General features: G+C 70.4%; 16 protein-coding genes. 11 read left to right on the top strand and 5 right to left on the bottom strand.

Annotation, left to right across the window (positions count from 1 at the left end; all coding sequences use genetic code 11):
• Positions 1-5 precede the first annotated feature (5 nt).
• From ACQP2O_RS44295 to ACQP2O_RS44285, 3 genes are all read left to right on the top strand, one after another.
• Entirely contained in the window at positions 6-956 is a 951-nt protein-coding gene (locus ACQP2O_RS44295; protein WP_433175306.1) for a tetratricopeptide repeat protein, read from the top strand.
• Between the two features lie 21 nt (positions 957-977).
• Positions 978-1613: an AAA family ATPase gene (locus ACQP2O_RS44290; protein ID WP_433175304.1), complete on the top strand. Its 636-nt coding sequence runs from the start codon at positions 978-980 to the stop codon at positions 1611-1613.
• Positions 1614-1687: 74 nt separating this feature from the next.
• Positions 1688-3079, top strand: a complete 1392-nt coding sequence (locus tag ACQP2O_RS44285; RefSeq protein ID WP_433175302.1) for an NAD-dependent malic enzyme — start codon at positions 1688-1690, stop codon at positions 3077-3079.
• Positions 3080-3122: 43 nt separating this feature from the next.
• Here the strand turns inward: ACQP2O_RS44285 and ACQP2O_RS44280 are convergent, their stop codons facing one another.
• Positions 3123-3560, bottom strand: a complete 438-nt coding sequence (locus ACQP2O_RS44280) for a hypothetical protein (protein WP_433175300.1) — start codon at positions 3558-3560, stop codon at positions 3123-3125.
• Between ACQP2O_RS44280 and ACQP2O_RS44275 the strand changes: the two genes are divergently transcribed.
• From ACQP2O_RS44275 to ACQP2O_RS44255, 5 genes are all read left to right on the top strand, one after another.
• On the top strand, positions 3529-3948 hold the full coding sequence (locus ACQP2O_RS44275; protein WP_433175298.1) for a hypothetical protein: 420 nt from the start codon (positions 3529-3531) through the stop codon (positions 3946-3948). The two genes, ACQP2O_RS44280 and ACQP2O_RS44275, sit on opposite strands and share 32 nt — an antisense overlap.
• Positions 3912-4487, top strand: a complete 576-nt coding sequence (locus tag ACQP2O_RS44270) for a YqgE/AlgH family protein (RefSeq protein WP_433175297.1) — start codon at positions 3912-3914, stop codon at positions 4485-4487. Before ACQP2O_RS44275 ends, ACQP2O_RS44270 begins: the two co-directional genes overlap by 37 nt.
• A 4-nt stretch (positions 4488-4491) precedes the next feature.
• On the top strand, positions 4492-4737 hold the full coding sequence (locus ACQP2O_RS44265) for a DUF3039 domain-containing protein (RefSeq protein ID WP_433175295.1): 246 nt from the start codon (positions 4492-4494) through the stop codon (positions 4735-4737).
• Positions 4738-4877: 140 nt separating this feature from the next.
• The gene (locus ACQP2O_RS44260; protein WP_433175293.1) at positions 4878-5810 is read left to right on the top strand and encodes a zinc metalloprotease; all 933 of its coding nucleotides are present in this window, start codon (positions 4878-4880) and stop codon (positions 5808-5810) included.
• A 114-nt stretch (positions 5811-5924) separates the two neighbouring features.
• The gene (locus ACQP2O_RS44255; RefSeq protein ID WP_433175291.1) at positions 5925-7697 is read left to right on the top strand and encodes a DEAD/DEAH box helicase; all 1773 of its coding nucleotides are present in this window, start codon (positions 5925-5927) and stop codon (positions 7695-7697) included.
• Between the two features lie 397 nt (positions 7698-8094).
• Here ACQP2O_RS44255 and ACQP2O_RS44250 read toward each other — a convergent pair whose 3' ends face one another.
• Complete coding sequence (locus ACQP2O_RS44250; RefSeq protein ID WP_360894855.1) at positions 8095-8595, bottom strand: gluconokinase; 501 nt, start codon at positions 8593-8595, stop codon at positions 8095-8097.
• Between the two features lie 56 nt (positions 8596-8651).
• The gene (locus ACQP2O_RS44245) at positions 8652-9230 is read right to left on the bottom strand and encodes a nicotinamidase (protein WP_433175289.1); all 579 of its coding nucleotides are present in this window, start codon (positions 9228-9230) and stop codon (positions 8652-8654) included.
• A 191-nt stretch (positions 9231-9421) separates the two neighbouring features.
• Between ACQP2O_RS44245 and ACQP2O_RS44240 the strand changes: the two genes are divergently transcribed.
• Both ACQP2O_RS44240 and ACQP2O_RS44235 read left to right on the top strand, forming a co-directional pair.
• On the top strand, positions 9422-9979 hold the full coding sequence (locus tag ACQP2O_RS44240; RefSeq protein WP_433175287.1) for an RNA polymerase sigma factor: 558 nt from the start codon (positions 9422-9424) through the stop codon (positions 9977-9979).
• Entirely contained in the window at positions 9972-11015 is a 1044-nt protein-coding gene (locus ACQP2O_RS44235; RefSeq protein ID WP_433175285.1) for a CU044_5270 family protein, read from the top strand. Before ACQP2O_RS44240 ends, ACQP2O_RS44235 begins: the two co-directional genes overlap by 8 nt.
• A 219-nt stretch (positions 11016-11234) precedes the next feature.
• Here ACQP2O_RS44235 and ACQP2O_RS44230 read toward each other — a convergent pair whose 3' ends face one another.
• Together ACQP2O_RS44230 and ACQP2O_RS44225 are read right to left on the bottom strand one after the other, a co-directional pair.
• Positions 11235-11384: a DUF397 domain-containing protein gene (locus tag ACQP2O_RS44230; RefSeq protein WP_433175283.1), complete on the bottom strand. Its 150-nt coding sequence runs from the start codon at positions 11382-11384 to the stop codon at positions 11235-11237.
• A 7-nt stretch (positions 11385-11391) separates the two neighbouring features.
• Positions 11392-12237 carry a helix-turn-helix domain-containing protein gene (locus ACQP2O_RS44225; protein WP_433175281.1) on the bottom strand — a complete coding sequence of 282 codons (846 nt, stop codon included), beginning with the start codon at positions 12235-12237 and terminating at the stop codon, positions 11392-11394.
• Between the two features lie 170 nt (positions 12238-12407).
• On the opposite strand from ACQP2O_RS44225, the gene ACQP2O_RS44220 reads away from it, so the two are divergent.
• A complete protein-coding gene (locus ACQP2O_RS44220; RefSeq protein ID WP_433175280.1) occupies positions 12408-12719 on the top strand; it encodes a hypothetical protein in 312 nt (103 codons plus the stop codon).
• The last annotated feature ends 42 nt before the right edge of the window (positions 12720-12761 follow it).

Here is a 12761-nt window from a genome sequence, read left to right as displayed (position 1 = left end):
GACTCATGACGTCATCGGACTTCTCGTTGCACGGTGCGATCGACCTCGGTGCGCGACGTGCCGCGGCTCAGAAACAGCAGCAGCGTGCCGACTCGGGTTCCTCGGGTTCCTCGGGTTCCTCGGGGGACTCGGGAGGCTCTCCTCACGTCATCGATGTGACCGACGCGACGTTCAACACCGAGGTCGTCGATCGGTCCCGCAGCGTCCCGGTGCTCATCGACTTCTGGGCCGACTGGTGCGAGCCGTGCAAGCAGCTCGGCCCGATCCTGGAGAAGCTCGCGGGCGAGGCGGCCGGCAGCTGGGTGCTCGCCAAGGTCGACATCGACGCGAACCCGGCCCTGGCCCAGCAGCTCTCCCGGATGGGCGTCCAGGGCATCCCGTTCGTGGCGGCCGTGGTCGCGGGCCAGATGCTGCCCGTCCTCAACGGCGCCGCGCCCGAGTCGCAGGTGCGCCAGGTGCTGGACCAGCTGTTCGCGGCGCTACGCGAGCAGGGCCTGCTGCCCGAGGGCGCCGGGCCCGAGGCCGCCGCCGAGCAGCCGGCCGCCGATCCGCTGGAGATCGAGGCGGAGGCCGCTCTTCAGCGGGGCGACCTCGACGCGGCCGGCGCGGCCTTCGGCCGGATCCTGGAGACCAGCCCGAACGACCCGTTCGCCAAGAGCGGCCTGGCCCTCGTCGAGCTCCAGCGCCGTGCGCAGTCCTACGACCCGGCCGCCGTGCGCAAGGACGCGGCCGAGCGTCCCGGGGACGCGGCCGCCCAGGTCAAGGCCGCGGACCTGGAGCTGATCGAAGGACGGGTCGAGGAGGCCTTCGACCGGCTCATCGGCGCCGTGCGCCGCACCTCCGGGGACGAGCGGGACACCGCCCGCAAGCACCTGGTCGCGCTGTTCGAGGTGCTTCCGCCGGACGACCCGCGCGTGGGCCACGCCCGGCGAAAGCTCGCCTCGGCGCTCTTTTAGGGGTCACGAAATGAGTGTGTGATGGCCGCAGTCGTCACGATCTCCGCGACGTTCGGGGCCGGCGGCAGCGTCATCGGTCCCGCCGTCGCCGAGCGCCTCGGCGTGCCGTTCGTCGACCGGGCCATCCCCTACACCGTGGCCGCCGACATCGGCTGCTCGCTGGAAGAGGCACTCGTCCACGACGACCGCGCCGAGCACGGCCTCGGCCGCATCCTGGCCAGCGCCGCGCGCCTGCCGAACGTCACGCTCGGCGGCATGGACGTCTACCTGCCGCAGCGCGGCGTCGTCCCCGAAGAGGAGTTCGTCACCCACACCGAGCAGGTGATCGAGGAGGTTGCCGACCGGGGCGAGGGAGCGGTGATCCTCGGCCGCGCCGCGCAGATCGTGCTCGCCGGGCACCCCGCGGCGCTGCACGTCCGGCTCGACGGCCCCCGCGAGCGGCGGATCGCCCGCATCGAAGAGTCGCTGGAGGTCTCCGCCGAGGAGGCCGAGCGCCTCCTGGACGACAACGACCGGGCGCGCACCGCGTACGTCAAACACTTCTACCGGGCAGACCCGGCGGATCCCCGGCTTTATCATCTGGTCATCGACAGTACGCGCCTGGCCGCGGCGGCCTGCGCCGACATCGTGGTGAGGGCTGCGCACGCGATCAGCTGACCTCGCCATCACCTCCGCACGCAGGGATGACACCATTGGCGTGCGGAGTCTCGCCTCACAAAGGAGCAGTTGACGTGGCCACCGTGCCGAGCGTGTCATATTCGATCACCGTCCGCCTCGAGGTCCCCGCGGGGGGCAGGGCCGTGAGCCAGCTCACCGGAGCGGTGGAGGGCGCCGGCGGCATCGTCACGGCGCTCGACCTGACCCCGGCCGGTCACGACCGGCTCCGCATCGACGTCACCTGCGCCACCCGCGACACCGAGCACGCCCAGGAGATCGTCGACGCCCTCGAGCAGCTCGACGGCGTCACGATCCACAAGGTGAGCGACCGCACCTTCCTCATGCACCTCGGCGGGAAGATCGAGATGCAGTCGAAGGTGCCGCTGCGCAACCGTGACGAGCTGTCGATGGCCTACACCCCCGGCGTCGCGCGGGTGTCGCTGGCCATCGCCCGCAACCCGGAGGACGTCCGGCGGCTGACCGTCAAGCGCAACAGCGTCGCGGTGATCACCGACGGGTCCGCGGTGCTCGGCCTCGGCAACATCGGGCCGGAGGCGGCACTGCCGGTCATGGAGGGCAAGGCGGCGCTGTTCAAGCGGTTCGCCGGCATCGACGCCTGGCCGATCTGCCTCGACACGCAGGACACCGACGAGATCGTCCGTACCGTCCAGATCCTCGCTCCGGCGTTCGGCGGCATCAACCTCGAGGACATCTCCGCGCCGCGCTGCTTCGAGGTCGAGCGGCGGCTCCGCGACCTGCTGGACATCCCCGTCTTCCACGACGACCAGCACGGCACCGCGATCGTCGTGCTGTCCGCGCTGACCAACGCCCTGCGCGTCGTCGGCAAGGACCTCGCCGACGTGCGCATCGCCATGGCCGGCGCCGGCGCGGCCGGCAACGCCGTCCTCAAGCTGCTCCTGCACGCCGGCGCCAAGCACGTCGTCGTCTGCGACATGTACGGCGCGGTGCACTCCGGCCGCGACGACCTCGACGACTCCCTGCGCTGGATCGCCGAGAACACCAACCCCGAGGGCTACGACGGCGACCTGCGCGGGGCGGTCCGCGGCGCCGACGTCTTCGTGGGCGTCTCCGCCCCCGGCATCCTCACCGGCGACGACATCGCCACGATGAACGACGGCGCCGTGGTCTTCGCGCTGGCCAACCCCGACCCGGAGGTCGACCCGGCCGCCGCGCGCGAGCACGCCGCCGTGGTCGCCACCGGCCGCAGCGACTACCCCAACCAGATCAACAACGTGCTCGCCTTCCCCGGCGTCTTCCGCGGGCTGCTGGACGCGCAGAGCCGTACGGTCACGCTGGAGATGCTGCACGCGGCCGCGCAGGCGCTGGCCGACGTGGTCACCGACGGGGAGCTCGGCCCGAACTACATCGTGCCGAGCGTCTTCCACCCGGACGTCGCCCACGCCGTCGCCGCCGCCGTCCAGAAGGCCGCCACGGCGGCCAAGTGAGGCGACCCCGCCGCTGAGCACGTCTCTCTGCGGCGGGCGTTTCTTAGTGGGTGTCGTCGAACATCTTGTCGCGGCGGCGCGGCCACTGGCGGCCGTACCAGAAGATGATGATGCCGGTGAGCATGGCGGCGATGCCGGTCGCGACCCGGGCGACGATCATCCCGCTGTCGGGGCCGGTGTGGGGCAGGGTCTGGTCCGAGGTCTTGTGGACGCAGTTCGCGTGCCGGTCGACGCTGTCGACCGGCAGGTTGCGCCAGGTCACGGCGACGGTCGTCGTGTGGTCCTCTTTGACGTTGACGGTCGACCGGCGGGTCGCCCCCGCCGGGATGCGATCCGCCACCGAGATCGATCCGTCGGTCAGGATGGCGTAGTCCTGGGCCTGCGCGCTGCTGTTGACGACCGACACCAGGACCGTACGGCCGGGGCACCGGACCTTGCCGATCTGCACCTTGAGCGGCGCCGACGCGCTGACGGTCGGCATCGGCTCCGTGGTCGAGTGCCGGGTGGACGTGTGCGAGGGGGAGGCCTTGTGCTTCGGCCGGGAGCTCTTGGTCGGACGCGGCGTCGTGCTGGCGGAGACGCTGACGCTGGGCGAGGGGGTGCCGGCCGCCCGCGATGACGACGACGAGTCCGTGATCATCGGGAAGACGATCAGTGCCCCGACGATGAAGAACACGGCCGCTATCGCGACCCTGGACAGCGGCATCGCATCCTCCGGGGGGGTGATGATCTACGCCGATATTCTGCCGATTACCCACGCTCCTCGCGCGCGTAACCGACCGACCGGACCGTCCTGTGTTCCCTCTGCCCTCGAGCAAAGCATGATGAAGGCATGGACGACGGCATTTCCACCGGCCGGCTGCTCGTAGCGACGCCGCAGCTGGTCGACCCGAACTTCCGGCGCAGCGTGGTGCTGGTCGTGGAGCACGAGCAGGAGGGCGGCACGCTCGGTGTCGTGCTCAACCGGCCGACCGAGGTGCCGGTCGATCAGATCCTCCCGCCCTGGTCGGAGCTGGTCACCGGGCCTTCGGTGGTGTTCCAGGGCGGGCCGGTGGCGCTCGACAGCGCGCTCGCCCTGGCGCATGTGCCGGGCACCGACGAGCCGCTCGGCTGGCGGGCGCTGAACGGCAGCCCGGCGGTGGCCAGAGTCGGCCTCGTCGATTTGGACGTGCCACCGGAGATTCTCGCGCCGGAGGTCATCCGGTTCCGGGTCTTCGCCGGATATGCCGGCTGGGGGACCGGCCAGCTTCGGTCAGAGATCGAGGAGGGCGCCTGGTACGTCCTTCCGGCGGAGTCCGGAGACGTCTTCGCCGAGGACCCGGACGGGCTGTGGCCCGCCGTTCTGCGCCGCCAAGGCGGCGAACTCGCCTTCGTGGCGACGTTTCCCGAGGATCCGTCACTAAACTGAGCACGTGAGTACGAAGATCCTTCCTGAGAGTGACACCAGGCCTGATCTCTCCCACGGCGATGGTGATCACGAGCGGTTCGCGCACTACGTGCAGAAGGACAAGATCATGGAGAGTGCCGTCAGCGGCACTCCCGTGATCGCGCTCTGCGGCAAGGTCTGGGTGCCCAACCGCGATCCGAAGAAATATCCGGTGTGTCCGGAGTGCAAGGAGATCTACGAGTCGATGGCCGGCGGCGACGGCGAAGAGTGATCGTCAAATCGGCGTGAAGGATGCGCGCGTCGGGCGTCGCCTGACGGCGTGAAGGCTAGCCTCTCCGTCTCGGGGGGATCATGTTGAGACGGAGAGGGCTGAGCGGGCTCTTCGGCGTCGTCCTGGCATCGTGCGCAACGGTGCCCGGGAGCGCGCGCGTCCATCCGACGTACGGGACGGCGCCTTCGTGCGCCCGCCGTACGACGGTGACCCGGTCGGAGCGGCCCACGGACGGCGACACGCTGACCCCGGACCAGATCGGGGCGATGCTGCGCGACTTCGCCGCCAGGCTCCGCGCGCGGTACGGCGGCACCGACGAGCGCGCGCTGGCGGCCGCTCACCGGATTCCGCCGCGGATCGTGGTCCCACTGTGGGTTCACGTGCTCACCGACGGCCAGAACGGCCGGCTGTCCCGCGCCGCCGTGGAGCAGCAGGTGGCCGTCCTCAACGCGGCCTACGGCGGGCGGCTGGCGGGTGCGGCGCGGTCGACCGCCAGGAGGGTTCAGGCCGCCGACACGGGAGTGTCCTTCCGGCTCGACGGCGCGGACGAGACGACCAACGTCCAGTGGTTCCAGCGGCCGCACGACTACCGAATACCGATCGAGGCGGCGCTCGCGCGGGGCGGGCCCGGCACGCTGAACCTCTACACCGCCGCGGTCGGCTTCGACATGCTCGGGTTCTCGACGTTCCCGCAGTGGGCTCGGGGCCGCCCGGGCCTCGGCGGCGTCGTGGTCGACTACCGGAGCCTTCCCGGCGGAACCTTCCCGCACTTCAACCGCGGGCTCACCGCAGCTCATGAGATCGGTCACTGGCTCGGGCTGTTCCACACGTTCGAGAACGGCTGCCAGCCGCCGGGCGACGGCGTCGACGACACGCCGTATGAGGCGCTGCCCACCATCGGCTGCCCGGCGTCCAAGAAGACCTGCCCGGGGCCCGGCACCGACCCGGTGCACAACATCATGGACTACGCCTTCGACAGCTGCATGTGGGAGTTCACACCCGGCCAGGGCCGGCGGATCCGCGCGATGCTGGCCGTGTACCGGATCGGCGTTCCCGCCTCGTCTGCCGGCTGAGTGACATACCGGTGACGGCGCGGTGCGACAGGGGTAACGGGGGTTCCAAGCGTCTCGGACATCACTCGACGCCGGGCCCGTTCTGTCAGTGGGGCGCGGTAGCCTCTTTTCACCGTGAGCACGTTCGCCGCATCAGACACCCCACCCGCGCTGCCCAACCGGGCACCCTGGGGCACCGCGACAGCGCTGCGTGCCTGGCAACAGGGGGCCCTGGAGGAATACTTCCGCACCGGCCCGCGCGACTTCCTCGCCGTCGCCACGCCCGGCGCCGGTAAGACGACGTTCGCGCTGCGCCTCGCGGTCGAGCTTCTGCACCGTAAGGCCATCGCCCGCATCACCGTCGTCTGCCCGACCGAGCACCTGAAACGGCAGTGGGCCGACTCGGCGGCCCGCGTCGGCATCAAGATCGACCCGGAGTTCAAGAACTCCCAGGGCCGTACGGCCAAGGACTTCGAGGGCGTCGCGGTGACGTACGCCCAGGTCGCCGCGCACCCCGCGCTGCACCGCAACCGCACCGAGACGCTGAAGACCCTCGTCATCCTCGACGAGGTCCACCACGCGGGCGACGGCCGCTCGTGGGGCGACGCGATCCGCGAGGCGTTCGAGCCGGCCGCCCGGCGGCTGTCGCTCAGCGGCACGCCGTTCCGCACCGACATCAACCCGATCCCCTTCGTGCTGTACGAGGAGGGTCCCGACGGCGTCCGCCGCAGCCGCGCCGACTACACCTACGGGTACGGCCCGGCGCTCGCCGATGGAGTCGTCCGACCGGTGATCTTCTTGGCGTACGCCGGCGACATGCGCTGGCGCACGCGCGCCGGGGACGAGATCACCGCCAGCCTGAGCGACCCGCTCACCCAGGACCAGACCTCCCAGGCGTGGCGCGCCGCGCTCGATCCGAAGGGCGACTGGATCAAGCAGGTGATCGCCGCCGCCGACCGGCGGCTCACCGAGGTGCGCCGGGGCGTCCCCGACGCGGGCGGCCTGATCATCGCGTCGGACCACGAGGCCGCGCGGGCGTACGCCAAGATGATCCGCGAGATCACCAACACCAAGGCGACCGTCGTCCTGTCCGACGACCCGACCGCGAGCAAGAAGATCAAGCAGTTCAGCGCGTCGGAGGACCGCTGGATGGTCGCGGTGCGGATGGTGTCCGAGGGCGTCGACATCCCGCGCCTCTGCGTCGGCGTCTACGCCACCTCGACCTCGACGCCCCTGTTCTTCGCGCAGGCGATCGGCCGTTTCGTCCGAAACCGCAAGCGCGGCGAGACCGCGTCGGTGTTCCTGCCGTCCGTGCCCACGCTGATGGGCCACGCGGCCGAGATGGAGACCGAACGCGACCACGTCCTCGACCGGCCGGTCCGCGAGGACGGCCTTGACGACGACCTGATCGCCGAGGCCAACCGGCAGCGCGACAACCCCGACGTCGGCGAGGAGCTGCCGTTCGAGACGGTCGAGGCGTCGGCGACGTTCGACCGGGTGGTGTTCGACGGCGGCGAGTTCGGCATGACCGCCGCGCCCGGATCGCCCGAGGAGGAGGACTTCCTCGGCATCCCCGGCCTGCTGGAGCCGGACCAGGTCGCCAAGCTGCTGAAGCAGCGGCAGGCCGAGCAGCTCGCCGCCCAGCGGAAGACCAAGGGCGCGGGCGAGGGGGCGACGGCCGAGGATCACACCGCCGCCGAGGACCTCCACGCGCTCCGCAAGGAGCTCAACAACCTCGTCGGCGCCTGGCACCACCGCACCGGCCAGCCCCACGGGGTGATCCACGCCGAGCTCCGCCGCGTCTGCGGCGGGCCGCCCAGCGCGCAGGCCAGCAGCGAGGACGTCCGCAACCGCATCGCCAAGATCCGCGAGTGGGCCGCCCGCCCGACGCCCCGCGTCCGCGACTGACCCGCCCCACCGGGTGCCACACCGAGGCGCCCTGCGCCGCCGCCTGCGGCCTCGGAGCCCGGTCACTGCGGGCGGCTGCCCCGGCCCGAATGGGGCAGCCGGCCACCGCCGCGTGAACGCGCGCCGCCACATCACCGCCGATGCCGCGGCGACCGCGGCCAACCGGCGGCGGTCGCCGCGGTCGCCGGTTGGCGGCGGCGGCCCCGGCGGCTGCCGGGCCGGCGACGCCCAGGCGCCCTGCGCCGCGCCGCCGTCTGCGGCCTATCGGCGCGGTCACCGAGGGCGGCGGCCTCTGCCGATCAGCCTTCGCCGATCAGGCTCCGCCGATCAGGCCCGGCCGATCAGCTCCGGCCGGCCGGCCGCGGACGACGCCGACGCGGCGCCGCCGGGCCGGTGCTCACCGGGCGAGGCCGAGCCGTTCGTGGATCTCTTCGACGATCTTCTCGATCGGCTGGTCGATCGAGACGGTCAGCGCGTCCTCGTCCGCCTGGGGTGGTTCGAGGTCGGCGAACTGGGTGTCCAGCAGCTGCTTGGGGAAGAAGTGCCCGTGCCGCGCGGCGAGGCGCGCGGAGATCAGCTCCTTGCTGCCGTCCAGGTAGACGAGGTGGAGGTCCGGGCGGTCCTCGCGCAGCAGCTCCCGATACTTGCGCTTCAGCGCCGAGCAGGTCACCACGGCGGGGTCGGTCTGCTCCTGCATCCACGCGCCGATGGCCCGCAGCCAGGGCCAGCGGTCCTCGTCCGTCAAGGGGATGCCGTTGTGCATCTTCTCGACGTTCGCGGGCGGGTGGAAGTCGTCGGCCTCGGCGTACTTCCAGCCGAGCCGGCCGGCCAGCATGGCGCCGATCGTCGTCTTCCCGCTGCCGGAGACGCCCATGACGAGGACTATCGGGTTCTGCATACCCCGAAACGTACCGACAGATCGGGACACGTGCGCGTACGGGCCCAGAGGAGCGGTCAGCCCCGGACGATCGGCTGCCCGGACAGCTGGACGCCCGCGGCGCCCATCTCCTCCAGCGCCCGCTCCGTGGTCTGCTCCGCCACCCCGGCCGTCATGCCCAGCAGCACCCGGGTGGTGAACCCGGACCGTACGGCGTCGACGGCGGTGGCGCGCACACAGTGGTCGGTGGCGATGCCGACGATGTCCACCGAGTCGACCTCGTACTTGCGCAGCCACTCGGCCAGCGGCGTGCCGTCGTCGGAGGCGCCCTCGAACCCGCTGTAGGCGGCCTCGCGCTCGCCCTTGCTGAACACCGTCTCGATCGGTGCCAGTTCGAGGTTCGGGTGGAAGTCGGCCCCCGGAGTGCCGATCACGCAGTGAGCCGGCCAGGTGCTCGCGAAATCCGGCTCGTCGGAGAAGTGGTCGCCCGGTTCCAGATGGAAGTCCCGGGTCGCCACGACATGGTCGTACGCCCGGCGGTTGTCCTGCACGTACGTGGAGATCGCCGTGGCCACGGCAGCCCCACCGTTCACGGGCAGTGACCCGCCCTCGCAGAAGTCGTTCTGCACATCAATGATGATCAACGCCGTGCTCACGGCAGCCTCCCCGCCAGATCTCCAACGACAGGAAGTTACCCCGCCAGGGCCGGAAACATCAGCGGGTGACCTTCGAGATTTCGAACAGGACTCCGGAGTGAAAGGCGTGGAAGACGATCTCGGCGTCCGGCGAAGCATGAGTGACAGTCGATCCCCTCACCCAGGAGGCCCCGTATGACGGAGGCAGGGACATGACCGCCGACGTGGGCGAGCAAGAGACCGACGCCGAGCTCGCCGACGGGTTCCGCCGAGATCCGGACCTGTTCACCGCCGTCCACGACCGGTTCTTCCGCGACATCTACCGGTACGCGGCCGGGCGGCTGGACGCGCAGACGGCGGAGGACATCGCGGCGGAGACGTTCTGCGTGGCCTTCCGCGACCGGGACCGGTTCGACCCGCGGCGCGGCGGCCTGCGGCCCTGGCTGTTCGGCATCGCCACCAACCTCGTGGCCCGGCACCGGCGTAAGGAGGCCCGGCACTACAAGGCCCTCTCCCGTACGGGGGCCGAGCCGGCCGCCGACAGCCACGAGAACCGCGTCGTCGCGTCGGTGACCGCCGCCCGCATGCAGCCGCAGCTGGTCAGGGCACTGGCCCGGCTGTCGCCGGGCGAACGCGACGTCGTCCTGCTCGTCGCCCTGAGCCAGCTCAGCTACGACGAGGTCGCCCAGGCGCTCGGGATCTCCGCCGGCACGGTCGGCTCCCGGCTCAACCGCGCCCGCAAGAAGCTCAAGGAGGCAATCAATGGATGAACTGAAGATGCTCGCGACGGTGCTCGAGAGCCCGGAGCCGTCCCAGGAGGCGGCCTTCCGCAGCCGGCACCGCCTGCGGAACATGATGCGCGGCGGCCCGGTCCGCAGGCGCAGGATCGGCTGGGTGGCCGGTGGCCTCGGCATCACCGCCGCCACGGCCGCGACGGCGGTCCTCATCACCTCGACCGGTACGACGACTCGCACCGCCACGCCCAACAGCCCACCGCCCACGGCGGCGCTGTCCGCCAGGCAGATCCTCCTCGCCGCCGCCACCACCGCGGAGAAGGTGCCGGCGACCACCGGCACCTACTGGTATGTCCGAAGCGAGGAGAGGGACAGCGCGAACGCCAAGCCGACCGTCGGGGAGCGGTGGACCCGCCGCGACGGCCAGGTGTGGGTGAGAAGCGTCAAGAGCGAGGGCAAGGTCTTCCACGAGGGGATCCTGCCGGGAGTGCCGAAGGACCGGCCGTTCAACGTGGGCACCGACTTCGTGAGCTTCCAGCAGATCCAGAAGCTGCCGACCGATCCGGATCGGCTGAAGGCCTGGCTGGCCGACTCCGCGAAGCACAGTGACATGAGGACCAGCGCGGGCCGCCTGACCCCCGATGAGCAGAGGCTGGCGGCATTCGAATCGCTGGTGATGTTGATCAGCACGCTCCCAGCCCCACCGAAGGTCCGCGCCGCCGCCTTCCGTGCCCTCGCGTCGTACCCGAACGTCAAAGTCGCCGGCCGGGGGAACGGAGGCCAGGTGGTGCAGTTCACGCCGCCCGAGGTGAAATCGCCGCCGCGCCCGTCCCCCTCGACCGCCAAGGAGCAGAAGGCGGATGCTCAGAAGGCGAAGGAACGGGCTCTGCAGGCTGAGGCCCGGGCCGCGAAGGGCGAGACTCACAACGACCCGCCCACGATGGTCGTCGATCCGGTGACGGCACAGGTCCGTGAGACGAACTTCCTCGCCCTCGGCGGCGGAGAGGAGACGTTCCCCGACGGCGGCGGTGTGCAGATCACCACCGCCTGGACCAACGACCTGCCCAAGTAGCCGCCCCTGGACATCTGCAGTCCGGCGAGGACGGTGACGGCCACGGACCCGGCGTGGGGTCATCCCCCCGGGTCCGCGCGGCCGTCCGGCGCCCGGGTCACGACATCCCTGAGCAAGTCCGCACGCGTCCTCACTCCATCGGAACGACTCGTGGTCGGGGAGTTCTTCGATCGCCTCAGTGACCGGGCGCGGACGGTCGTTACTGGCGTGTGCTGTGTTCTAGCAGCAGTGGCCGCCAGAGACCTGATCAGCGCCGACTACCTGAGCGTTCTCTCCAGATCGGGGCGTTGGGACAACGGCGGTCTCTACACAGTTGGTCTCGGATCCGCTGCGGCTCGACTTGCGCCACGCGGTTCGGGAGAGGTCCATTCCGCCCTCAGCTCTCGTAGTCGGAGGCAATCGAGGCGATGAATTCCGCCGATTTAGCCGGATTAAGCGCCATCTCTCGCAGCGTATCGACGCTCGCAGTGAACGGCGACACATCCTCGGGTTCATCAAGGAACAGGGAGGAGCGCTTGTGCTCGAGATGCACGATCCTCGGAGCCTTGGCGAATTCCAACATCACGAATGATCCGTTCAGCCCCGCGTGCGCTCCGCTGTCGTACGGGATCACGCGGACGCCGACGTGAGGGTGCTCGGTCGCCTTAATCAGACGGCGGAGTTGCTCGAGCATGACCGTCCTGTCGCCGATCGGACGACGGAGCGCCGCCTCATCGATGATGGCAACGTACTCAGGGGGGTTGGGACGGCTGAAGATCACCTGACGGCCCAGGCGAGTCGCGACACGAGCCTCGATTTCGTGGTCAGGCACTCCCGTGCGCTCCATGACCGAACGGGTGTACTCGGGCGTCTGTAGCAGACCTGGGATGAGGACCAGTTGCACATCGACGATTCGTGTCGCCTGAGACTCGAAGCCGATCAAGGCGGTGAGCTGGCTGGGGAGTCCCGGGTCGTGGGTCTCCCACCAGCCCGGCTGGTTGGCCTTCCGGGCCAGTGCCAGGAGTCGGTCGCGTTCCTCGCCGGTCACGCCGTACAACGCGAGCAGTGCGGCGACGTCCTCGCTGCTGATATTGCGCTGGCCGGTCTCCGTGCGGCTGACCGTGCTCGCCGACCAGCCCAGCCGCTTCGCGACCTCGCGGGTCGTGAAGCGGTTCTGTTCCCGCAGCTCGCGTAGCTCGGCACCGAGACCTCGGGCCCGTACGGTCGCCGGCCGTTTCGGCATCGTCCGCCTCCTCCACTGATCCTTCTCGTCGACCTTAGAGGTGCTGGTACCGCATACTCAGGCGATTGTTGCGGAAAGTGTTGCGATCATAACTCTGTGCTGTCACTGTTTCAGCAACAAGAGAAACGCTGCGGACCGGGAATCACAGGCGTCGCGGAAACGGGGTCATCATGCACGAGGCAACGAGAAACGGGTCTCAGGAGTGGGGCGAGCAGCGTCTGCTCGCCGAGCTCGTCGAGCTGTCGGTCGAGACGGCACCGCGTCGGTTCGCTCTGGGACTGCTGGACATCCAGCAGGACGACGGCGCCGTGGTGGGGTGGGGCCTGGACTTCGGAAACGAGGCCATCGCCTATGTCCCGACCGGCGGTTCCAGTCAGAGGCTCATCCGCGCCGAGAGCGCAGACCGTGCGCGGCGGCTGGTCGTCCGGCGCGCCGACGTACGACTCATCTGGCTCGACGCGTCCGTGTCGAAGGAGCCCTGACACCGAGCGGTGCCGGCTGATCCCCGGCGCATGCTGCGCATT

Source organism: Actinoallomurus sp. CA-150999, from assembly GCF_050942425.1.
Lineage (GTDB): Bacteria > Actinomycetota > Actinomycetes > Streptosporangiales > Streptosporangiaceae > Actinoallomurus.
This window is presented reverse-complemented; position numbering and strand designations above follow the sequence as displayed.